Here is a 22,865-nt window from a genome sequence, read left to right as displayed (position 1 = left end):
TGCCATGAGCATGAGGTACGCATGAACCTGATACCGATCTTCTTGATAGGATTATTTGGCAGCATCCACTGTGTTGGCATGTGTGGCGGAATCGTCAGTGCCTTGTCGATGGCGGCAGCGCCCTCGGCAACGCCCTCGGCTCGCATCATCCCGTTGCGGCTGGTGACCGTCGGAAAAATGCCGTGGCCATCCGATCAAAACCATTTCATGTATCTGTCGCGTGTGCTTGCCTACAACAGCGGCAGGTTGTTCAGCTATGCCTTGGCCGGGACAATAGCGGGCGGCATGGCACAGAGTGTGCGCGCCCTGACGTCGCTGTCATCGCTGCAGATAGGCGCGTACTGGCTGGCCAACCTGATATTGATAGCGCTTGGGCTGCATCTAATGGACGCCTGGCGCGGCTTAAGGAGGCTGGAAGCTTTGGGGCAGATCGTCTGGCGGCGTGTGCAGCCCGCCGTCAAATTTTTGCTGCCCATGGACAGCCCGGCCAAGGCGTTGATGCTGGGCGCAGTATGGGGCTGGCTGCCATGCGGCATGGTCTACAGCGTACTGCTGACAGCAATGCTGAGTGGCGACGCCGTATCTGGCGCCAAGGTGATGCTGGTGTTCGGGTTGGGAACCTTGCCTATGCTATTGACGCTCGGCGTGCTGGGAATGCGCTTGAAAGGCTGGTTGCTGGATCGTCGGGTGCGTATCACCGGCGGTGTAATCGTGTTGCTGTTCGGGTTGATGGGCATCTTGCGAGTGGCTAACGGATTGCCGTTAAGCTGGCTTGATGCAATTTGCATCAGTCCGGCGGGAGCAACGCATTGAGTGCCGTCCTGATCGACCCTGCAGCGCTGTCACCGGATGTAGCCTCCGAGCTCGCCTCTAGCGACTGTTTTCATTGCGGCCTGCCGCTGCCGCCCGCCGCGACAGGATCGTGCTGGTCAGTCAGGATCGGACAGGTGTTGCACGCGATGTGTTGTCCGGGTTGCGCAGCGGTTGCACAAACCATCGTCGATAGTGGTTATGCCGACTACTACACCTCGCGTACGGCCTTTTCCAATCGCATCGACGGTGATGGACTGGTCCCGCCTGAACTGCAACTGTACGATGATGAAGACGGCCGCGCGCAATTCGCCGCTGTGCCTGACAATTCTGCCGGGCCGGCTGGTGATCTGTTAGAAGCGACTTTTGCGCTAGAAGGCATTCGCTGCGCCGCCTGTGTCTGGCTGATCGAACAACGGTTGGCGCGCCTGCCGGGACTGCGGCTGGCCAACCTGAATGTGGCGAGCGAGCGCTTGCATGTACGCTGGGACAAGACGCAATGCAAGCCCAGCGATATCCTGCTGGCGCTGCGCGAAATCGGCTACAGCGCCTACCCGTTCGATGCGGTCCGGCAGGGCGAGCAGTTGCGCAAATCCGGGAAGCGCTTGTTCCGTCAAACGTTCATCGCCGGCTTGTGCATGATGCAGGTCATGATGTACGCGGCTCCGGCCTATTTCGCCGCCGCCGGCAGCATCGACCATGCCCAGCTCCAGTTGATGCGGTGGGCTAGCCTGCTGCTGACCTTGCCGGTGTTGTGTTACTCGGCATTGCCGTTCCTGCGTGGTGCCTGGAGCGGCATGAAGTTACGCCGCTTCGGCATGGACTTGCCGGTAGCCATTGGCATTGTAGCTGCGTTTGCCGGCAGCGCTGTGGCCACCGTGCGCGGCTCTGGCGAAGTCTATTTCGATACCGTCACAATGTTCGTCTTCCTGCTGCTGTGCAGCCGCTATCTGGAGCTGACGGCGCGGCGCAAGGCGGCGTCGACGCTGGAGCGCCTGCAACACGCTCTGCCCGATGCCGCTACGCGTTTGCGTGATTACCCGCGCGCGATGGATGGTGAAGTCGTTGTTGCAACAAGATTGGTCAAGGGTGACCTGATCCTGGTCAAGCCAGGTGAGGTGATTGCGGCCGATGGTGTTTTGCTGAGTGGCCGCAACAGCATTGACGTTTCCTTGCTGACCGGAGAGAGCAAGGCCGTGTCGTGCGCGACTGGAGATACTTTGCCGGGCGGCGCCGTGAACTGCGGGCAGGCCATGGTATTGCGGGTAAGCCGGGTAGTGCGCGAAAGTACCTTGTCAGCTCTGCTCAAGCTGGCGGAGCAAGCAACTCAGAACAAACCACGCATCGCGCAATGGGCCGACCAGGTCGCCGGCTGGTTTGTGGCAGCTTTGCTGTTATGCGCGCTGTTGGCGTTTTGTACCTGGCAATGGCTGGATCCGTCACGCGCCTGGCCGATTGCGATCGCCGTGCTGGTGGTGTCCTGTCCCTGTGCCTTGTCGCTGGCGACGCCGTCGGCGCTGGCTGCCGCCACCGACCGGCTGGTGCGCAACGGCGTATTGATCGTGCAACCGCACGTATTGGAAACCCTGCATCGGGCGACTTATATCATTTTCGATAAAACCGGCACGCTCACCAAAGGTAAACCTGTGCTGCAACAGATTACAGCGTATGGCGCCGGTACGAGCGAACGGTATCTGCAGATAGCAGCTGCGATGGAAATATCCAGCGCTCATCCTTTGGGAAGGGCAATCGCCGATGCAGCCTGCGGCAGGCCGACTCAGACGCCGGAACTGCGCACCGAGACAGTAAGCCAGGTAGCAGGAAAAGGCGTGGAAGCGGAGTTCGACGGCATTCTCTATCGGCTCGGTTCGGCATCGTTCGTGGCGGAGCTGGCCGGTGTCTTGATCCCGGCCGCGGCGCCGGAGGAAATAACGATGACGCCAGTTTTCCTGGGTAAGGCGGGTAGCTGGCTGGCACGTTTCGATCTGGCCGATGAGGTACGAGAAGATGCCCGCCAGACCTTGGCCTATTTCCAGAGCCGAGGCAAGAAAGTGATATTGCTTAGCGGCGATGACCGGCAGGTGGCGCAGCACGTGGCGCGTGAACTGGAAATGGATGGCGCTTACGGTGAGCACCTGCCGGCACAGAAACTGGCGTTCGTACAAGCCTTGCAGCGCCGCGGCGAAACCGTCGCCATGATAGGCGACGGGGTAAACGACGCTGCCGTATTAGGTGTCGCCGATGTTTCCTTTGCGATGGGGACGGGCGCGCCGCTGGCTCGGATCCATGCAGATACGGTACTGATGTCTGATCGCTTGTCGGCGTTGGCCGATACCGCGAGGCTCGGCAATAAGACCATGCACGTGATCCGGCAAAACCTGGCGTGGGCATCGATCTACAATTTGCTGGCGATTCCGGCAGCGGCGCTGGGTTTGCTCAATCCCTGGCTATCGGCGGTGGGCATGTCGTTCAGCTCCGCTCTGGTGGTAATCAATGCGTTGCGCTTGCGTAACAAGCTATAGGAGGATAGATATGGAAGCGCTTTATCTGCTCATCCCTATCAGCACCGTGCTGGTGTTCCTGGCGATATGGGTATTCGTCCGTGCTTCCGACAGTGGTCAGTTCGACGATATGGTCGGTCCCGCGATGAGAATCCTGCTGGACGACGACAGTGCCAGGCCGCCGGAGAAAATCGTAGTCGAGTCAAGACTGGACAACGAACCCTCGAATTAATTTTCATCAATTGCACGCCGTTTGATTCACATCAAAGAGAAACCGGCCGTAGCCAGTTAACCTCGCTCCATTGCAGTGGTATTTTGGGGAGAGAAGAACGTGGAAAAGGCGCTTAACTATAACTACAAGGTCGTCAAGCAATTTTCGATTGCGACGATAGTGTGGGGCGTGGTCGGCATGGCGGTCGGCTTGTTGATTGCGGCCCAGCTGGCGTGGCCGGAAATGAATTTCGACATTCCCTGGCTAAGTTTCGGCCGGCTGCGGCCCTTGCATACCAACGCCGTGATCTTCGCGTTCGGCGGCAGCGCGTTGATGGCAACTTCCTACTATGTAGTGCAACGGACTTGCCAGGTGCGCCTGTTCTCGGACGGATTGGCTGCATTTACCTTTTGGGGTTGGCAACTGGTGATCGTGCTGGCCGCCATAACCCTGCCGATGGGCTACACCCGCGGCAAGGAATATGCCGAACTGGAGTGGCCGATTGCGATTCTGCTGGCCGTGGTGTGGGTGGCATACGCCGTCGTGTTCTTCGGTACGCTTGCCAAGCGCAAGGTTGCGCATATCTATGTAGCCAATTGGTTTTACGGCGCTTTCATCATTGCCGTGGCGCTGTTGCACGTAGTTAACGGCATGGCCATGCCAGCCACCCTGACCAAATCCTACTCTGCGTATAGCGGCGTCCAGGACGCGATGATCCAATGGTGGTACGGCCATAATGCGGTGGGATTTTTCCTGACCGCCGGCTTTCTCGGCATGATGTATTACTTCATTCCCAAGCAGGCTGAGCGCCCGGTGTATTCCTATCGTCTGTCGATCGTCCATTTCTGGGCATTGATTTTCACCTACATGTGGGCCGGCCCGCACCATCTCCACTACACCGCACTACCGGACTGGACCCAGTCGCTGGGCATGGTGTTTTCGCTTATCCTGCTGGCGCCATCCTGGGGCGGCATGATCAACGGCATGATGACCTTGTCGGGCGCGTGGCATAAATTACGCACCGATCCCATCCTCAAATTCCTGGTGGTGTCGCTGTCGTTCTACGGCATGGCAACCTTTGAAGGCCCGATGATGGCGATCAAGACCGTCAACGCCTTGTCGCACTACACCGACTGGGGTATCGCCCATGTCCACTCCGGTGCGCTGGGCTGGGTCGGCTTCATCACGATGGGCTCGATGTATTACCTGATTCCGCGCCTGGTGGGCAAGCAGCAGATGTGGAGCGTAAAGATGATCGAGCTGCATTTCTGGATGGCTACCATCGGTATCGTCATGTACATCGCCGCGATGTGGATTGCCGGTGTGATGCAGGGATTGATGTGGCGTGCGGTGAATCCGGACGGCACGCTGACCTATGCCTTCGTTGAAGTAGTCAAGGCGACTTATCCCTACTACGTGATTCGCTTCTTCGGCGGCCTGCTGTATCTGAGCGGCATGCTGCTGATGGCTTTCAACACTTTCAAAACGATGCGTTATAGCTTCCCGGTGGATACGCGTATCACGGTGCCGCGTACTCATCCCGTGGCGCCGGTGCTGGTACCTGCGGCCAACATCGCAACCGACGCGGTGGAGACGCTATGAAGCAGCAGACTTATTTTGAATCTGGAGCGCGGGCATGAAATTCTCACATGAATCGATAGAAAAAAATCACTGGCTGTTGATCGGACTGGTGATTCTGGTAGTCAGCGTCGGCGGCCTGGCGGAAATCGTGCCTTTGTTTTTCCAGAAGTCGACGACCCAGCCGATTACCGGCCTGCGGCCCTATTCACCGTTGCGGCTGGCAGGGCGCGACATTTACATACGCGAAGGCTGCTACAACTGTCATTCCCAGATGATCCGGCCATTCCGTGCCGAAACGGAACGCTACGGCCACTATTCCGTGGCTGGCGAATCAGTCTACGACCGGCCGTTCCAGTGGGGGTCGAAGCGCACCGGCCCCGATCTGGCGCGCGTCGGCGGCCGCTATAGCGACGAATGGCATCGCGCCCATCTGCACAACCCGCGCGACCTGGTGCCGGAATCGAACATGCCCGGCTATCCGTGGCTGGAATCGACTCGCCTGGTACCTGAAGATATCGTGCCGCACCTGCGTGCGCTACAGCGCCTGGGCGATCCTTACACCGATGCCGAGATCGCCGCCGCGCCGGCAGCATTGGAAAACAAGACCGAGCAAGATGCGTTGATCGCCTATTTGCAAGGATTGGGAACACAGATCAAGGCGGAGAGATAATCATGGCCATTCAAAAAATACTGATTGAGGCGCACAGCATCATTACCCTGATCAGCTTTGTCACTTTTATCGGCATTGTCTGGTGGAGTTATATTCGGAAACGTCCCAAGGATTTCGACGAGGCGGCATTGCTGCCGTTCGCCGACGACCAGGAACAGCTCGATAAGGTGAAGGCGCAACTGAATGCCAGGGAGCGTCACCATGGCTGATTTTACCGATGGCTTCTGGAGCCCCTATATCACCGTATTGACGATACTCAGCATTTTCGGCTGTGGCGTGCTGTTGTGGATGCAGGGCAGCCGGAGGGTCACGCTTGAACCGGGGCAGGATCCCGCTGACAATACTACCGGCCATGTCTGGGACGACGACCTGGGCGAATTGAATAACCCCTTGCCGCGCTGGTGGATGTGGCTGTTCTACGTGACCATCGTTTTTGCCCTGGTCTATCTGGTGCTGTATCCCGGCCTCGGTAGTTTCGCCGGTCAGCTTGGCTGGAAATCAAGCAGCGCCTATCAGGCCGAGCTGAAAAAAGCCGATGCCGACTACGGCCCCATGTTCAACAAATACCTGCACCAGGACTTGAAAACCGTCGCCGCCGATCCGCAGGCGCATGCGATAGGTGAGCGCCTGTTCCTGACTTACTGTGCGCAATGCCATGGTTCTGACGCCCGCGGCAATAAAGGATTTCCGAACCTGACGGACCAGGACTGGCTGCATGGCGGCGCGCCGGAAACCATCAAGACCACCATCATGGAAGGCCGGCATGGCGTCATGCCGCCGATGGGAGCGGCGCTGGGAGGCGACAAGGATGTCGAGAACGTAGCAAATTATGTGCTGAGCCTGTCCGGCTCGACGCATGATCCGATCAAGGCGGTATTCGGCAAACCGAAGTTTACCGTTTGCATGGGCTGCCACGGCAGCGGCGGGGTCGGCAACCAGGCCATCGGCGCGCCGAACCTGAGCGACAAGATCTGGCTATACGGCGGCAGCGTCGACACCATCATGGAAACCATCCGCAAAGGGCGCGATAACACCATGCCGTCATTCAAGGACTTTCTAGGCGAACCGAAGGTGCATGTGCTTGCAGCCTATGTGTGGAGCTTGTCGAACCATCCCGGTAGCGTGGTCGCACTTGATCGCCATGCAGCCACCTCACAATGACCGCAAGCCTGACAGCCAATCATGAACGCGAGTGAATCTTCTCCTAAGACTGCCATTGTCAGGATGTACCAGGCGCGGCAGCAAATATATCCTCGCGATGTGAGCGGGCGTTACGCCACGCTACGCTGGACATGTGTCTGGCTGACGCAGCTGGTATTTTATGGCATGCCGTGGTTAAGGTGGAATGGCCGCCAGGCAGTGCTGTTCGACCTGGCCGCGCGCAAATTCTATTTGTTCGGCATCGTGCTGTGGCCGCAGGATTTTATCTATCTTGCGGTGCTGCTGATTATCTGCGCGTTTTCGCTGTTCCTGTTTACGGCAATCGCCGGCCGGGTCTGGTGCGGCTACGCTTGCCCGCAAACGGTGTACACCAAGATATTCTTGTGGATAGAAAGCCGGATAGAAGGGCCGCGCAGTTCGCGCATGCGGCTCGACCGGCAAGCGTGGTCGCTCGATAAATTGCTGCGTAAAAGCGGCAAGCATCTGGCCTGGGGCGTCGTGGCTTTGTGGACCGGTTTTACTTTCGTCGGTTACTTCACCTCTATCCACGATCTTGCGCGCGAGGCGAGCGTACTTGGCCTGGGATCGTGGGAGTGGTTCTGGGTTTTGTTCTATGGCTTCGCCACGTATGGCAATGCAGGCTGGATGCGGGAGCAGGTGTGCAAATACATGTGCCCGTATGCCCGCTTCCAGAGCGCCATGTTCGATCGCGATTCCTTGATCGTTACCTACGATGCGGCGCGCGGCGAACCGCGTTCTAACAGCTTCCAGAAAACACCGGCACCGACATCTTCTCCCTGCATCGATTGCAGCATGTGCGTGCAGGTTTGTCCGACCGGGATCGATATTCGGGCGGGCCTGCAATACATGTGCATCGGCTGTGCCGCCTGTGTCGACGCTTGCAATATGGTGATGGACAAGATCGGCGCCCGGCGCGGACTGATCCGATATTCAACGGAACATGCGATCACGGAGAACTTGCCGGCGGCGGCCATCCTACGTCGAATTTTTCGCCCGCGCGTATTGATCTACAGCTCGGCGCTGCTGGTGATCGTGTCGGTCTTCCTTGGGTCGCTGATACTCAGGGTGCCTCTCAAGGTAGATGTGATCCGGGATCGCGGCTCCATGGGCAGGGAAGTCGAGGACGGCATGGTTGAGAACGTTTATCGGCTGCAGGCAATCAATGCCGACGAAATGCCGCATCGTTACAAGATAAGTGTGGTTGGCATCGACGGCATCGCACTGTCTGGCGATAGCGAAATAACGCTCGCCGCCACTGAGACGCGGCTGATTCCGGTGCGGGTAAGAGTACCGCACGGGCAGGGCCGGCCGGGTTCCAACAGTATTTCTTTCAGGCTGCAGGGACTAGATGGCGCCAGGTCGCAGGCGAATGAAAAAGCCGTGTTTTATATACCAAGATGAAACCGCCGGGAACCCGATTGAATTACACGAGACGAACAGGATAATCATGAACAACCAAGCACATTCGACGGCCGGGTTTTCTACTGCTTCCACGCCGTGGTACGCTCAGCGCTGGCCATGGTTTCTGATACTGGGCCCGCTGGTGGTCGTAGTGGCGGCCAGTTATACCGGCTGGCTGGCATTCTCCCGGCAAGATGCGCTGGTGGAAGACGACTATTATAAAGAGGGCAATGCGATCAATCAGGATCTGCGTCGGGACGAGGAGGCGATACGGCGCGGCATTGTCGGCAGTCTGCGCTACGACGCCGTGCAGGGAATCCTCAGCGGCAATTTGCGCAACATCGCCGACCAGTCCGGTCACGGCACGGCGCCGCTAGCCGATCGTCGGTTGCGGCTGCGCCTGATTCATTCGACTTTACCTGAAAAAGATATCGACTTGTTTGTACTGCCGAACGTTCAAGGAAATTTTTCGGTGCACCTGCCATTGCTGGAGATGGCGCGCTGGCAGATCCTGATTGAAGACGGGCAGCACGACTGGCGCCTGCATGCTACCTGGAACTGGCCACGGCAACGCAGCGTGGAATTGAATCCGCTCGCCATGAGGGCGGCAGACGACTGAGTCGCCTGGAATCAGCTGCAGGTGTCTGCGCCCATTGCCAATATTTTCAATGCCGGGAAATCGGCCAGTTCGAGATCCCGTTTATCGACCTTCAGTATGCCTTCCTTCCTGAACTTGGACAGCAGGCGGCTGACGCTTTCGATCGTCAGGCCAAGATAATTGCCGATATCCTCGCGCGTCATGCGTAGCTGGAAGTTGGTCGATGAATAACCGCGCGCAGCGTAGCGCGACGACAGATTTACCAGGAACGCCGCAAAACGCTGCTCGGCACGCATATTGCCGAGTAACAGTATGATGCTTTGCTCACGCGTGATTTCCTTACTCATGATGCGGTGGAAATGCCGCAGCAGTGTCGGAATATCGCCGAACAGTTCTTCTAGCCGGGCGAACGGAATGTCGCATACCTCGCTGTCTTCCAAGGCCACCGCATCGCACTGATGGCTGTCGGTGCTGATCGCATCCATACCCAGTAATTCACCGCTCATCTGGAAGCCGGTGATTTGCCGGGCGCCGTCTGGATTGGCTTGATAGGTTTTGAATTGTCCTGCCCGCACCGCATACAGGGAACCGAATTTGTCGCCGATCCGATACAAGGTATCGTCCCGGCGCACACGGCGGCGGCCGATAATACTGTCGAGACGCAGCATGTCGGACTCGTCCAGTCCCATCGGCAAACACAATTGATGCATGCTGCAGGAGGAACAACTTTTGCGCAGGGCGGCGATGTCGAGTAACGGTGCTGTGTGAGGGGAAGGCTGATGCATGGCGAAGTCCGGTAGAGGATAGGGCATTGCGGCTTGCCGCAACACGCTATTTTACCGCCAGACATCGCCTGATGGCCGGATTGCCGCCCGGATCAGTTGGCGTTTGCCGACGCACTGGTGGGTATGCCGGAAAAATCTGTCCAGCAGCGGCGCCGAAAATCGTAGAGTTTGCAGCGGCGCGCCGTATCGAAATACCAGCGCCAGGAAAATTTCTGGATCACGATGCGCGACGGCAGCATGACTTCCAGGATCTGCTGCGCTTTTTTCAAGCGATACAGCGGGATACTCATATCGACATGGTGCGCGGTGTGTTCCATGATGTGATGCAGTAGCGCGCCGACACGATAGCGAAACGTCAGGTGAACCGTAGTTGAGACAAATGGCTGTGCCGCCGCCCACACGGTTTTCTGGTCGTACCAGGCAACGCCGGTATGGGTGTGGTGTACATAGACCACAAAACCGATCATCGCATTCCAGAACACGAACGGTAATGCAAAGCCGGCCATCAAGGTCAGCCACACCGGCTGCCCGGTTGCGATCGCGGCAACGCTTAGCGCTGCTATCCAGAACGTTGCTGCAAACGTGACCAGCACACCGTCCCAGATGAATACCGAGCGCCGGGTCGGCATTGTCTTCCGGCTGGGGAAGTACATGCGTTGCCACCACATTTCAACCAGGTAGTACAGCCAAGGCCCCCAACCGCTGCGATAGAAACGTTCCAACCGTTGGCGCCAGCGCGGCAGGGCCTGGAATTCCTCCAGCGACAACGGATGCCAGACAAAGTCGAAACCTTTCAGGTTGGTGTAACCATGGTGCACTACGTTATGGCCGACATCCCACAGGCTATATGGCGTCAGCGACGGCAGGAAAACCAGGCGGCCGAGCCAGCGATTGAGGCGCCGGTGCGGCGTAAAGCTTTGATGACAGGCATCGTGGCCGAGAATGAAGAGGCGGCCGATGATAAAACCGGCGATCATGCCGAGTAATAATTTGGCTGCAATATTTTGCAACCAGACGGTGGCGACGATCGCCAGCGAAAACAAGACCAGGTCAAGCAGGACCAACGCCAGCGCGCGGCCCGTACTGCGCTGTACGACAGGCAGCAGCCATGAGCGGATGACTTTACGGTGCGGCATGGCGGCCGACGGCGATACCGGATCGGGTAAGCGGATGGGAATCATTTGGCAAACCTTTGATAAAAAAATAAAAATGCCAGCCGATCGTAGGCGATATAAGGAAGGCTGACGTTGATTTCGATCAAAGATTCGCGGGTTTCCTGGTACGGCTTCTGTTTCATGACGGCGTTCCTGCGACATGCGCCGATGAACCAGGGAGCGCAGAGATCAGCCATTTCCGTCCAATCGCGATATGCGCCACCAGCGCCAGCGCGCCATTGAGTGCCAGCGCATAGCGCACTCCCATAAGATGCACAGACAGACCTGTTAAAAGACTACCGACGGATAGCCCGCCGCGCATGGCAAGCATGTATAAGCTGACACTCTGGCCGCGCAGCAACGGACTCGCGCTTACCTGCAACAGAGAATTCGCCGAGATGTTGCTCGCATTCATCGATAAGCCAGCTAACACCAATAGAATCGGCAACAACCAGTACCACTGGTTTAGGGCCGCGCATACCAAAATTGCGCCGTAGCCTGCGGCGAACCAGGAGCTCAGCCGGCGCAGGTCATGTCCGGTACCGATGCTAAGCAAGGCGATCGCGCCGAGCAGGCCGCCAACACCGAATGCCCCCAGCGCCATGCTGAACTGGCGTGCGTCGCCATGCAAGGCGTCTTTGACTAGCACCGGGCAAAAGACAATCAAGGGTCCGCACAAGAAGCTGCTGGTCAGCACGGTAAGCAGTGCGCCGCGCAAAAGAGGATCGATGATAATGTTGCCGACGCCTGAAAATAAAGTGTTGCTGCCAGATTTATTGGTGACCGCCGCCGGCATTTTGGTATGTGGCAGTATCCACAGGGCCACGGCAATAAACGGCAGATAAGACACTGCATTGACGGCGAAGCAACCGACTGCCCCTATGCTAACCATCAAGATGCCGGCGATGGCCGGTCCAAGAATGCGAGAAAGGTTGAACTGCGTGGAATTCAATGCCAGGCCTTCTGCAATTTGCTCGTGTTTCACGAGGGAGGGCACGATCGACTGGAATGACGGCATGGACAGCGCGTCGGTGACGCCCACTATCAGTGAAAGGACGATGACCATCCATGGCTGTATGGCAGCAGTGAGCAGTAGTATCACCAGCAGTATCGGACATAGCATCTGGATCGACTGGAACAGCGTAATCACGCGGCGCCGGTCTGCATGGTCAGCCAAGGCGCCGCCGACCAGGGTCAGCAACCATATCGGCGCGCCCAAAGCGAAGGCGTCCAGCCCGATCAGGAATGGTGATGCGCCTAGGCTTAGCAGAAGCCAGGGCTGGGCGACTTGCTGCGCCCAGGTGCCGATATTGGAAAGCAGGCTGGCAATCCAGAATGTACCGAAGCGGCGTGTGGCCAGGAGATTGAGCGACTCGGCAAGCGTATTTCCAGATGTTGACAATTGTTTCACATGTCACCTGTAAGTTTGCTCAGTTCAATGCCAGACCGGCCCAGACCATCAACGTCACCAGGACCAGGCCGGGGATTACCCGCTTTGCAAAATCCCGATTGCTGCTTGTCAAGGCTACCACGCACTTGGAAATGCTATTGGCGGTCAATCCGGCGAGTATCGGTGCTGCGGCTGCGTGACTGCTGATTTTTCCCTGTGCGGCGAAGGACGCAGCTGAAACTGCTACCGAGTGCGCGTCGGCAAAACCACCAATAAAAGATGCTAACAGGACGCCCTTACCACCAAACCAGGATGAGAAAGCGCCCGACATCAGCAGAATGCCGGAAATGATGAGTGCCAGCAGCAGGGCGCCTTTCATATCGAACGGGCTGCCGAGTTGCAGCGCAGGTCCAGGCCGGGAATGCGCCGACAAGGCGATCATCAGCGCTGCATAAAGCAATGCCGCAACCAGTCCGCAGGCTAAGGGCAAAGCTAGCGCCAGGAGGGTAGGCCGGTGGGTTGCCGCGATCACTATCGCCAGCTGCAATAGTGTCGATACCGTCGATAACACCGCGCCGGTGGCGGCGGCATTTAGCTGGTCCGGCGCCTGGGTGGCGCGGACGCCCATTGCGCCGATGGTGGCAATGCTCGACACGAAGCCGGAAAACAGACCGGTCAGCGGCAAACCGAGCCTTGCTCCGAGTAATCGTTGCGTAATGTGGCCCAATGCGCCGATAAGCAGCATCAATATGACGAAGCGCCAGATTGTATGCAGATTGAGTACCGCGTAAGGATCGATGGTTCGGTCCGGCATGAGCGGCCACAATACGAAAACAGCGGCGCCTAAGACCAATGCGTTGTTCCATTCTCTCTGGCTGAGAATGGATCGCGCAAAGTGATGCAATCTGTCCCGGGCCGCCAGCACGATGGTCACCAATACGCTCAGCGCTGCCGCCAGCTGGATTTCCCGCACCGCCAGTGCGCCTAGCAGCAGCGTCAGGATCAATGCTGTTTCAGTAGTTAACCCGGGGTCGTCATGAGACTGCTTGAAATAGGCAACGGCGAGAAGTGCCGTCACGGCAAGGGTCAGGACCGCCAGCAATAGGGCACTATCGAGCAGCATGCTCATGGAGCCCAACAGGGAAACTAGCGTGAAAGTACGAATACCCGCAGGACTGCGCGTCGGGCCATCGCCTTTGCGGCGCTCGCGTTCGGCGCCTATCAGCAGGCCAATGCAGGCGGCGACCGCCAATGGTGCGACAAGGTCAGCCGGCAGTGTCATTGCTGTTCGGCCGACGCCGTTCCTGTAGTTAGGATTTGATGATTAGTACCGGGCGATCGGCGATTCGCAGATAGTGTTCGGCAACGCTGCCGAGCATGAGTCGTTGCATGCCTTGCAAGCCATGCGATCCCATCACGACGACGCTGGCATCCCATCGCTTCGCCACTTCCCGGATAAGGTCGGCCACCCGTTTGCTACGCTCTTGCAAATCCAATATCTGTACATCGCCCCGGATGCCGAAATCGTCGAAAATGCGCAACGCTGCCTTCCTGAGGTTGAGAGCTTGCTCCGCTGCCGCCTGCAGCATCTGCTCGCGTTGGAAATATACGACGCCAAGCAGAGGGAAGGAGAGCCGCGGGTCGACATTGACATAGAGTGCGCGAATCTCGCAACCTTGCGTCTTTGCTAACAAGCACGCCTGACGCAAAGCGTTTTGCGCAAGTTCGCTGCCATCTGTTGCAACCAGGATGCGTTTTAGCATGATGACTTCACTCCTTGGCGGCAAGATTTTCCTGGGCCGGTTCTTTGGACGCCTGCTCGTTGCCATGTACCAATAGCACCGGGCGCTCTGAGATGCGCACGAAATGTTCGGCAACGCTACCCATCAGCAGGCGTCGCACACCGCGCCGCCCATGGGTGCCCAGCACGGTCAGGTCAGCTCCCCAATTTTCACCTTCTGCCTTGATGGCTCCGGGAATGTCGCAGTCCATGTCACGCAGGTCGAGCATGCTGGTTTGCACTTCGTAACCCTGCGACCGCAAGTCAGCTTCTGCTTTCGCCAGAATTTTTTTACCTTCGGCTACGGATACTTCGCGCAACAGTTCGATATAGGTGAAGTCGTCATTGATCATCGGAAAGGTGGTAAGCGGATCTTCCACCACATGCACCACGCGCACCGTTGCGTCGGGCGCTGCGAAGTTGGCAATCTGCTTCAGCGCTTGAGCGGAAGTAGGGCTGCCGTCGACAGCAAGCAGGATCTTCTTATATATGGCCATGATGTTTCTCAATAAAGGAAATGTGGGTGGTTGCGGTTTGGAGCAACTGTCGATATGAACGCCTCGATTACGCCTTAAGAATCATTGTATGTCTTGAGCGCAAGCCGGCAAGCGCAATTGCAGGGGTAGTTGAGATAGATCAAACACGCCGTCGCCAACCAGGGACACGACTGGGCTGCTGCTGAAATTCCAGCGCATTTTTGATCCAGCGCAAGTTGTCGCCGGCGATCTCCGTCAATATGTACAAAACATCGTTACTTGTGCAGCTGCGCGTAGCTACTGATGGAAATCGCATGAAAAACTCAATACAGCCCTGGCCACTGAAAATATTGATGCCAGGTGCGTTACTCCTGTCGATTCCCGCTTTCTACCTGGTTCTGGCCGGGCCGGGGCTAATGTATCGTCATGTCGGGAGCGGGCTGTATTTAGCCGTCGCTGCCATGGTTGCCGCCGATCTGCTGATCCGGACCAGAACCAAAGGCTGGCATGACGGTGTGGTCACGCTGAATGCGATGTTTTTTTTCGGCGCAGTGCTCAGCGCCTGGCCAGGCAATCCGCCGTGGAGCGTGATCGAATGGACTTTACGGATGGCCTATTGCGGCATCGTTTTCCTGCGTTTGTCGATGCTGTTGGGAGAATACCTGGTGCCGCGCCGGCTGCTGCATGTGGTGGCGCTGGCAATCGCGGTGCTGGCAGTGGCCGGAGCTGGTTTCTTGTGGCTGGAACCGCGCGTCCATACCTATGCCGACGGCGTCTGGCTGGCATTCATTACAGGGGCGACAGTTGGCTATGGCGACCTGGTTCCGTCCACGCCAGCCTCCAGGATTTTCGCCGCCTTTATCGTATTGCTGGGCTATGCCTTGTTTTCGGTTGTCACGGCGAGCATATCGGCAATGTTGGTGGGTGAGGATGAGAAGCGGCTGGAGCGCGAGCTGCACGCTGACATGCGCATGTTACGCAGGGAAATTTCGTTATTGCATAAAGAATTACGATCTTCGCATCCTGAATCTGGCGGTGAGGATGTCGACACTGCCGGTAAAGAATTGCTCCGTGTCTGAACTCATAGAAGACATAAAATATGAACATCCAATTTTTGGGCGCAACCGGAACCGTGACAGGTTCAAAATATCTGCTCAGCGCCGGTTCGGCGAAGGTACTGGTAGATTGCGGCCTGTTCCAGGGATATAAGCAATTGCGCCTGCGTAACTGGGAACGCTTGCCATTGCATCCGTCGGAGCTGGACGCGGTGATCCTGACCCATGCGCATCTCGATCACAGCGGCTATCTGCCGCTATTGGTCAAGAACGGCTTCAAAGGGAAGATCTACTGCAGCGAGGCGACTTTCGAACTGTGCAAGATTCTGCTGCCAGACAGCGGTCATCTGCAGGAAGAGGAGGCCAGCTATGCGAATCGTCACGGCTTCTCCAGACACAGTCCGGCCCTGCCGTTGTATTCGGAAGCCGACGCGGTGCGATCGCTTGCCTTTTTTTCTCCGGTCCGGTTCGATATGGATTTTCAGGTATGCGAAGGCCTCAGCGCGCATTTGCATCGTGCCGGGCACATTCTGGGGGCTGCCATCGTATCGCTGAAAAGCGCAGAGACAACCATCACGTTTTCCGGAGACCTGGGGCGCCCCAATGATTTGATCATGCTACCGCCGTCTCTTATCGAAAAGACTGACTACCTGGTGGTTGAGTCGACCTACGGCAATCGCTGCCACGATAGCGCCGACCCCGCTATCTTGCTAGGCAAGGCGATACGCGACACCGCCGCTCGCGGTGGAGTAACGATCATTCCGTCTTTTGCGGTAGGGCGCGCTCAGGCCCTGCTCTATGCCATTCATCTGCTCAAAGCCAGCGGCGATATCCCGGCAGCGCTACCGATCTACCTGAACAGTCCGATGGCGGTCGATGCCACCGAGATTTATCACAAGCACCGGCAAGATCACCGGCTCGATTACCAGCAATGCGAGGCCATGTTCCGCACGGCAAAGATTATCACCAGTGTGGAGGAATCGATTGCCTTGAATCAAAGGCAGCAGCCGATGGTCATTATCGCGGCCAGCGGCATGGCGACAGGAGGGCGGGTTTTACATCATTTAAAGGCTTTCGCCCCCGATCCGCGCAACACAATCCTGTTCGTCGGCTTCCAGGCAGGCGGCACACGTGGCGCCGCCATGATTGCCGGCGCCGATGCGATCAAAATCCATGGCGAGTACGTACCGCTGCGCGCGCAGGTAAGCCAGATCGACAATATGTCGGCGCATGCCGACGCCGACGAGATACTCGACTGGCTATCGCATTTTTCGAATCCTCCCAGGCAAACGTTTATCACCCACGGCGAGCCTGCGGCGGCGGATGCATTGCGCAGGCGGATCGAAGAAAAATTGCATTGGCCTTGCCGGGTGCCTGACTACCTGGAAAGCGTGGAGTTGCCATGAGCGATCGCAATTATCACAAGCCGATGGATCATAGGCCGATTTTCCACAAGCCCGTGCAGCAGCAGGAAATCTGCGGACCTGCGGCGGGCAGCTTGCGCATGCGACGCGTCGGTATCGATACCTACCAGGAATTGGTTGCCTACATGCGCAGCGATTGCGATATCTGCAAATCAGAGGGATTCGAAGCGCACTCTCGGGTCGAAGTGTGGTGTGGCGACCGGCATATCGTCGCTACCCTCAATGTCGTACATTTTCCGATGATTGCCATGCACGAGGTCGGCTTGTCAGAAGCAGCCTGGCGTGCGCTTGACGGCGCTGATGGCGATCTGGTGCGGATCGAACATCCGGCGCCGATGCAGTCATTTTCATCGGTGCGGGCAAAAATCTATGGCCGCCCTTTTACCTCCGGTGGCGTCGATGCCATCGTCCACGACATCGTTGCCGGTCGTTATTCGCATATCGAAATGGCGGCCTTGATCACGGCCTGTTCCGGTAGCCGCCTGGACCTGACTGAAACGATAGCCTTGACCGATGCGATGGTCAAGGTAGGGCAGCGCCTGCATTGGGATGCCGACATCGTGGTCGACAAACATTGCGTCGGCGGCTTGCCAGGCAACCGCACCACCTTATTGATCGTGCCCATCGTCGCCGCATGCGGCTTGACGATTCCTAAAACTTCTTCGCGCGCTATCACTTCGCCAGCCGGTACCGCAGATACCATGGAAACCCTGGCGCCGGTAGCGCTGGATATTGCCGGCATGCGGCATGTGGTCGAGCGCGAAAACGGCTGTATAGCCTGGGGCGGCGCAGTCAGCCTTAGTCCTGCCGACGACCTGTTGATACGGGTGGAACATCCACTGGACCTGGACAGCGACGGCCTGTTGGTCGCTTCCGTTTTGTCCAAGAAAATTGCCGCCGGATCCACCCACGTCGTGATCGACTTGCCAGTCGGGCCAACCGCCAAGGTCAGGTCGCCGGAAGCCGCGCAAGCGTTGGCTGACCGGCTGGTCAAGGTTGGTGCGGCACTGGGTATTGCGGTCAAACCGGTCATGACCGACGGTACGCAGCCGATTGGGCGTGGCATCGGCCCGGCTCTGGAAGCACACGATGTACTCGCGATCTTGCAGAACGCCGCGGATGCGCCGCAAGATCTGCGCGAGCGGGCTCTGTTGCTGACCGCCAGCGTGCTTGAGCTGGGCGGTAAGGCTGAGGCCGGCCAGGGGATGGCGTTGGCTGCCAAAGTGCTGGATAGCGGCGCCGCACGGCAAAAATTCCAGGCGATCTGCGAAGCCCAAGGTGGCATGCGGATACCGCCGCAGGCCGCGTACACGCATCCGGTACTGTCCCAGCATCGAGGCAAAGTGGTTGCAATCGATAACCGAAGATTGGCCAGCATTGCCAAACTTGCGGGAGCACCGAAGGCGTCTGCCGCGGGGATTGTTTTCCAGGCTCCGCTGGGTACACGCATCGAAGTCGGGCAGCCATTGCTGACCATTCACGCCGAGTCGCCAGGAGAGCTGGCTTACGCACGGGCCTACGCTGAGGCGCAGGAAAATTTAGTTTCTTTACAGGAGGTTTGATGAAACCCGTATTTTTCACCATGCCGGGCAACGACGGCTTTGCCTCGCAGTTGCGCAGTTATTTACCAGCCGAGAACGGTGTCATGGAGATGCATCATTTTCCCGATGGCGAGTCTTGCCCCCGCTTCATGACTTCGGTCGCGGGGCGTGACGTAGTGCTGGCCTGTGCACTGGAGCGGCCGGATAGAAAAATCATGGAGCTGTATCTTGCCGGCTGCGTTGCCCGCGAACTGGGAGCGCGTAGCATCGGTTTCGTCATTCCTTACTTGCCTTACATGCGGCAGGATGCACGATTCATGGACGAGGAAGGGGTAACTTCAGCGCATTTTGCGCGCTTGATTTCCAGTTGCTGCGACTGGCTGGTGACGGTCGATCCGCATCTGCACCGGTATCGCGAGCTGGCTGAGATCTACTCGATCCCGAGTCGGGTGGTGCATGCGGCCCCTGAACTGGCAAAATGGATTACCGGAAATGTGCAGCTTCCCGTCATTATCGGCCCCGATGCTGAAAGCGAACAATGGGTCGCAGCCGTGGCTGACGTGGTTGGGTGTCCATATACGGTATTGCAAAAGAAACGGCGTGGCGATCGCGAGGTAGAAGTCTCGATTCCGCATGTGGATGACTGGGAAGGAAGGACACCGGTATTGATGGACGATATTGTTTCCACCGCCCGCACGATGGTCGCTGCCGTCAAGCAGATCAATGCAGCTGGCATGGCGCCCCCGGTATGTATCGCCGTGCATCCTTTGTTTGCCGGGGATGGCTATATCGCGCTGCAGGTGGCTGGTGTCGATCGTATCGTCAGCTGTAACACTATTTTCCATTCGAGTAATCGGATCGACATGGCAAAACCGACCGCCGTCGCTGTCACCGATTTACTGAGATCGCGCAGCTAGCGTTGTGCAGGCTAGTGCGCCAACCAGTATGTCGACGGATAATTTTGAGAATGCGCGATGAGTGCAAGAAACCTGCAATTTTTTTTCGCACCGCGATCGATAGCGGTCATCGGTGCATCTGAAAAGACGCAGCACATGGGAACGTATGGGCTGCGGAATTTGGTGCAAGGTGGCTTTAAAGGGAACATCTTTCCGGTCAATCCGAAATACACCTTGCTGGAGGGCCTCAAGACTTATCGCGATCTCGCTGAATTGCCGGTCGTGCCAGAACTGGCGATCATTTGCACACCATCGTCAACCATACCCAGGATCATCGGCCAGCTAGCCAGGTTGGGTACCAAAGCGGCGATCGTGCTAGGCGAAGAAGCCGGTGCCGGCGACAAATTGCAACCGTCAGTGCTGGAAACGGCGCGCCCCCATTTGCTGCGCATTCTCGGCCCCGGCTCGGCTGGCATATTGGTTCCGAAGATTGGGCTGAACGCCAGTCTTGCCACAACCGGGGCGTTGCAGGGACAAATTGCGTTGCTTGCCCAATCCGGTATGCTGGCAGCGGGCATGCTTGATTGGGCACGGTCGCAAGGTATCGGTTTTTCCAAAGTGATTACGCTGGGTGATGGCGTCGATGTCGATGTCGGCGACATGCTCGATTACCTGGCCGGCGACAGCGACACGCGGGCAATATTGTTATGCATCGAAGATATTCCGCATGCCCGTAAATTCATGTCGGCGGCACGCGCAGCCGCACGCAACAAACCGACGCTGATACTCAAGACCGGCCCCTGCGGCGGCGACCTCGTAGCGGAGTCTATGTCGGGCAGGTCGGATGCAGTGCTGGATGCGGCGATCCGCCGGGCGGGCATGTTGCGGGTGTACTCTACAGAGGATTTGCTCAGTGCTGTGGAGACCTTGTCGCAAGTCCGTCCGTTTGGCAATGGCCGGCTGACAATTGTCGGCAATGGCCGCGGCCCCGGGCTGATGGCTTGCGACGCCTTGCTACGTGGCGGAGGAAAGTCAGCGACGTTGTCGGACGAGACCCTATGCAAGCTCAACCAGCTCCTGCCAGAGAATGCGGCGTGTTCCGCTCCGGTCGCACTGCCGGCCAATGCATCGGCGTCACTGTACCGGCAGGTGTTGGAGGCCGTATCGGCAGACTCCGGGGCGGACGCCTTGCTTGTCATTCACGCGCCGAGTGCAAGCGCATCATGTGTCGATATTGCCGATGCCATTATTCCGCTGGCCAGGCAGGGTGCACGTAATATCCTCGTTTGCTGGCTGGGCGGCGCCGCGTTGGCGCCCGCACGGCGTATTTTCGCGGAGTCAGGCATCGCCACCTACGCTACGCCGGAAGCTGCCGTATGCGGTTTCATGCAGATGGCCGATTTTCGACGCAATCAACATCTGCTGATGCAGGTGCCGCCGACGATATCACCCGACCTTGTCGCAGATCGGCCGGCTGCGCGCAAGATTGTCGCGGCTGCCTTGGCCGGTGGCCGGCTAGTGCTGGCGGCCGCTGACACCGGCGCACTGCTGGCAGCATATGGCTTGCCGGTGAATGATGTACATCTTGCAGACGACACGCAGATGGTGACGCCGGTATTGAAAATCGGTATTGTTACCGATCCCATATTCGGTCCGGCCATTGTGTTCGGACAGGGCGGGAGATTTGACTTGCCTGTGATAGCGGCAGGTTTGCCGCCGTTAAACATGGTGCTGGCGCGCGATTTGGTATTGCATGCGACCGGCATAGCCGAGGTGGCCGACAGCACGTCGCAGCAACCAGAACCGGAAATCGACGAGATTTGCCGGCACCTGCTCAAGCTGTCTCATTTGCTGACCGATGTTCCGGAGTTGGTCGAACTTGACATCCAGTTCACGCTGCCAGATGGAAAACACATGGTAGGGCTGCAGGCGCACGGGCGATTGCAGCCGGCCGCCATTGGCGACGGTCTGCAGCGTTTTGCGATCTGCCCCTATCCGGAAGAATTGGAAGAAACCATCTCCTGGCAGGGCTCGACGCTGTTGCTGCGGCCGATCAAACCGGAAGACGGCCAGGCTCATATTGCGTTTTTCAACGCGCTCGATCCTGAAGACGTGCGCTACAGGATGTTTGTCGGCGTGCGTGCATTACAGCCATCGCAATTGGCGCGTTTTACGCAGATCGATTACGACCGCGAGATGGCTTTCATAGCGACCAGGAACAAGCCGGACGGCAGCGCCGAAACGCTGGGCGTGGCCAGGGTAGTCGCGGATCCGGACAACATCCAGGCGGAATTTTCGGTGATAGTGCGTTCCGATTTGAAAGGGCTGGGACTGGGCCATCTGCTAATGGCGAAATTGATTGCGTATTGCCGCCGCCATGGCACCGCTGAGATCATCGGCGAGGCTTTGCCGCACAATACGCGCATCCTGCATTTGGTAAGAAAGCTCGGCTTTGATGTAAAGCCGCTGGAGCGCGATGGCACCATGTGGCTGCATCTGGATTTGCGGTCGTCGCAGCAACGCTGACGATCTGGTTCAGGTTTTGGTGGCAGGAGAGGCGACAGGTTTGCAATCTTTTTTTGTCATCCGCCCCGACTCGCCGCCAAGCGCCAGTTCTTTCAATTTCGTCAGGTCGAGGATCTGCAAATCCCGCTTGTCGACCGCAATCCAGCCTTGCACCCTGAAGTGGGACAAGAGCCGGCTGATACTTTCGATGGTTAGTCCAAGGTAATTGCCGATGTCCTCGCGCGACATACGCAACTGGAAGCTGGTCGAGGAATAGCCGCGCGCCATGTAGCGGGAAGAAAGATTGACCAGGAAAGCCGCAAATCGCTGCTCGGCGCGCATATTTCCGAGCAGCAGCATGATGTTTTGATCGCGCGTGATTTCCTGGCTCATGATCCGATGGAAATGATGCAGCAGGGTCGGGATATGGCTGAATAATTCTTCCAGTCGCGCAAAAGGAATTTCGCAGACCTCGCTGTCTTCCAGCGCCACGGCATCGCAGTGGTGAAGATCGGAACTGATGGCATCCATGCCAAGCAATTCACCGGCCATCTGGAAACCGGTGATCTGCTGTTCACCGCCATTATTTATATGGCAAGTTTTGAAGTGCCCGAAACGAATCGCGTAGAGGTTCTTAAACGGATCTCCCATCCGGTACAAACGCTGGTCGCGCAAGATGCGCTGTCCGCGTCCGATGATCTGGTCGAGGCGCGTCATGTCGGCACTGTCCAGGCCCATCGGCAAACATAGCTGGTGCAAGCTGCAACCCGCGCAGCTGGCTTTCAATACCGGAATGTTCAAAAGTGGCGATGCCACTTTGGCAAACGGCGTATTCATGGTGATGGGTTAACTCCGCATTGATGGTTGGCCGGCTATCGATTCCCTGCATACGCCTGCAAGAACAG

General features: G+C 57.7%; 21 protein-coding genes. 14 read left to right on the top strand and 7 right to left on the bottom strand.

What is annotated here, in order from left to right:
- The first annotated feature begins 21 nt into the window (after positions 1-21).
- The 9 genes from BM029_RS15395 to BM029_RS15355 all read left to right on the top strand — a co-directional run bounded on the left by BM029_RS15395 (position 22) and on the right by BM029_RS15355 (position 8,975).
- Positions 22-813: a sulfite exporter TauE/SafE family protein gene (locus BM029_RS15395; RefSeq protein WP_092437449.1), complete on the top strand. Its 792-nt coding sequence runs from the start codon at positions 22-24 to the stop codon at positions 811-813.
- Entirely contained in the window at positions 810-3,332 is a 2,523-nt protein-coding gene (locus BM029_RS15390) for a heavy metal translocating P-type ATPase (RefSeq protein WP_244545073.1), read from the top strand. The genes BM029_RS15395 and BM029_RS15390 overlap by 4 nt, the downstream gene beginning before the upstream one ends.
- Before the next feature lie 10 nt (positions 3,333-3,342).
- On the top strand, positions 3,343-3,543 hold the full coding sequence (ccoS, locus tag BM029_RS15385) for a cbb3-type cytochrome oxidase assembly protein CcoS (protein WP_092437447.1): 201 nt from the start codon (positions 3,343-3,345) through the stop codon (positions 3,541-3,543).
- A 99-nt stretch (positions 3,544-3,642) separates the two neighbouring features.
- Positions 3,643-5,124 (top strand): cytochrome-c oxidase, cbb3-type subunit I, encoded by a 1,482-nt coding sequence (gene ccoN, locus BM029_RS15380; protein WP_092437445.1) that lies wholly within the window; start codon positions 3,643-3,645, stop codon positions 5,122-5,124.
- A 34-nt stretch (positions 5,125-5,158) separates the two neighbouring features.
- Positions 5,159-5,773 carry a cytochrome-c oxidase, cbb3-type subunit II gene (gene ccoO, locus BM029_RS15375; protein WP_092416713.1) on the top strand — a complete coding sequence of 205 codons (615 nt, stop codon included), beginning with the start codon at positions 5,159-5,161 and terminating at the stop codon, positions 5,771-5,773.
- Between the two features lie 2 nt (positions 5,774-5,775).
- Positions 5,776-5,982 carry a cbb3-type cytochrome oxidase subunit 3 gene (locus BM029_RS15370; protein ID WP_170851096.1) on the top strand — a complete coding sequence of 69 codons (207 nt, stop codon included), beginning with the start codon at positions 5,776-5,778 and terminating at the stop codon, positions 5,980-5,982.
- Entirely contained in the window at positions 5,975-6,934 is a 960-nt protein-coding gene (gene ccoP / locus BM029_RS15365) for a cytochrome-c oxidase, cbb3-type subunit III (RefSeq protein WP_092437443.1), read from the top strand. Before BM029_RS15370 ends, ccoP begins: the two co-directional genes overlap by 8 nt.
- A 21-nt stretch (positions 6,935-6,955) precedes the next feature.
- Positions 6,956-8,356 (top strand): cytochrome c oxidase accessory protein CcoG, encoded by a 1,401-nt coding sequence (gene ccoG, locus BM029_RS15360; protein WP_092437441.1) that lies wholly within the window; start codon positions 6,956-6,958, stop codon positions 8,354-8,356.
- A gap of 46 nt (positions 8,357-8,402) precedes the next feature.
- Positions 8,403-8,975, top strand: a complete 573-nt coding sequence (locus BM029_RS15355) for a FixH family protein (protein WP_092437439.1) — start codon at positions 8,403-8,405, stop codon at positions 8,973-8,975.
- A gap of 11 nt (positions 8,976-8,986) precedes the next feature.
- Here the strand turns inward: BM029_RS15355 and fnr (BM029_RS15350) are convergent, their stop codons facing one another.
- The 6 genes from fnr (BM029_RS15350) to BM029_RS15325 all read right to left on the bottom strand — a co-directional run bounded on the left by fnr (BM029_RS15350) (position 8,987) and on the right by BM029_RS15325 (position 14,560).
- Positions 8,987-9,739, bottom strand: a complete 753-nt coding sequence (gene fnr / locus BM029_RS15350) for a fumarate/nitrate reduction transcriptional regulator Fnr (RefSeq protein WP_092437494.1) — start codon at positions 9,737-9,739, stop codon at positions 8,987-8,989.
- A gap of 92 nt (positions 9,740-9,831) precedes the next feature.
- Entirely contained in the window at positions 9,832-10,920 is a 1,089-nt protein-coding gene (locus BM029_RS15345) for a fatty acid desaturase (RefSeq protein WP_244545072.1), read from the bottom strand.
- A gap of 112 nt (positions 10,921-11,032) precedes the next feature.
- Entirely contained in the window at positions 11,033-12,295 is a 1,263-nt protein-coding gene (locus BM029_RS15340; protein ID WP_092437490.1) for an MFS transporter, read from the bottom strand.
- 28 nt (positions 12,296-12,323) lie between these two features.
- Positions 12,324-13,565, bottom strand: a complete 1,242-nt coding sequence (locus BM029_RS15335; RefSeq protein ID WP_092437437.1) for an MgtC/SapB family protein — start codon at positions 13,563-13,565, stop codon at positions 12,324-12,326.
- A gap of 28 nt (positions 13,566-13,593) precedes the next feature.
- A complete protein-coding gene (locus tag BM029_RS15330) occupies positions 13,594-14,046 on the bottom strand; it encodes a universal stress protein (protein ID WP_170851095.1) in 453 nt (150 codons plus the stop codon).
- 7 nt (positions 14,047-14,053) lie between these two features.
- Complete coding sequence (locus BM029_RS15325) at positions 14,054-14,560, bottom strand: universal stress protein (RefSeq protein WP_092437433.1); 507 nt, start codon at positions 14,558-14,560, stop codon at positions 14,054-14,056.
- A gap of 293 nt (positions 14,561-14,853) precedes the next feature.
- Between BM029_RS15325 and BM029_RS26305 the strand changes: the two genes are divergently transcribed.
- The 5 genes from BM029_RS26305 (at position 14,854) to BM029_RS15300 (ending at position 21,981) form a co-directional block, all read left to right on the top strand.
- Positions 14,854-15,618 (top strand): potassium channel family protein, encoded by a 765-nt coding sequence (locus tag BM029_RS26305; protein ID WP_244545071.1) that lies wholly within the window; start codon positions 14,854-14,856, stop codon positions 15,616-15,618.
- A 20-nt stretch (positions 15,619-15,638) separates the two neighbouring features.
- Complete coding sequence (locus tag BM029_RS15315; protein WP_092437431.1) at positions 15,639-17,000, top strand: MBL fold metallo-hydrolase RNA specificity domain-containing protein; 1,362 nt, start codon at positions 15,639-15,641, stop codon at positions 16,998-17,000.
- 98 nt (positions 17,001-17,098) lie between these two features.
- Positions 17,099-18,580, top strand: a complete 1,482-nt coding sequence (locus BM029_RS15310; RefSeq protein WP_244545076.1) for a thymidine phosphorylase family protein — start codon at positions 17,099-17,101, stop codon at positions 18,578-18,580.
- Complete coding sequence (locus tag BM029_RS15305; RefSeq protein WP_092437429.1) at positions 18,580-19,476, top strand: ribose-phosphate pyrophosphokinase; 897 nt, start codon at positions 18,580-18,582, stop codon at positions 19,474-19,476. Before BM029_RS15310 ends, BM029_RS15305 begins: the two co-directional genes overlap by 1 nt.
- Positions 19,477-19,533: 57 nt before the next feature.
- Positions 19,534-21,981 carry a bifunctional acetate--CoA ligase family protein/GNAT family N-acetyltransferase gene (locus BM029_RS15300; RefSeq protein WP_092437427.1) on the top strand — a complete coding sequence of 816 codons (2,448 nt, stop codon included), beginning with the start codon at positions 19,534-19,536 and terminating at the stop codon, positions 21,979-21,981.
- A gap of 9 nt (positions 21,982-21,990) precedes the next feature.
- Here the strand turns inward: BM029_RS15300 and fnr (BM029_RS15295) are convergent, their stop codons facing one another.
- Entirely contained in the window at positions 21,991-22,797 is an 807-nt protein-coding gene (gene fnr, locus BM029_RS15295) for a fumarate/nitrate reduction transcriptional regulator Fnr (RefSeq protein ID WP_092437425.1), read from the bottom strand.
- Positions 22,798-22,865 lie beyond the last annotated feature (68 nt).

Source organism: Collimonas sp. OK607 (assembly GCF_900111995.1).
GTDB lineage: Bacteria > Pseudomonadota > Gammaproteobacteria > Burkholderiales > Burkholderiaceae_D > Collimonas.
The sequence above is the reverse complement of the archived record's forward strand: the minus strand, read 5'-3'. Positions and strand labels throughout refer to the sequence as shown.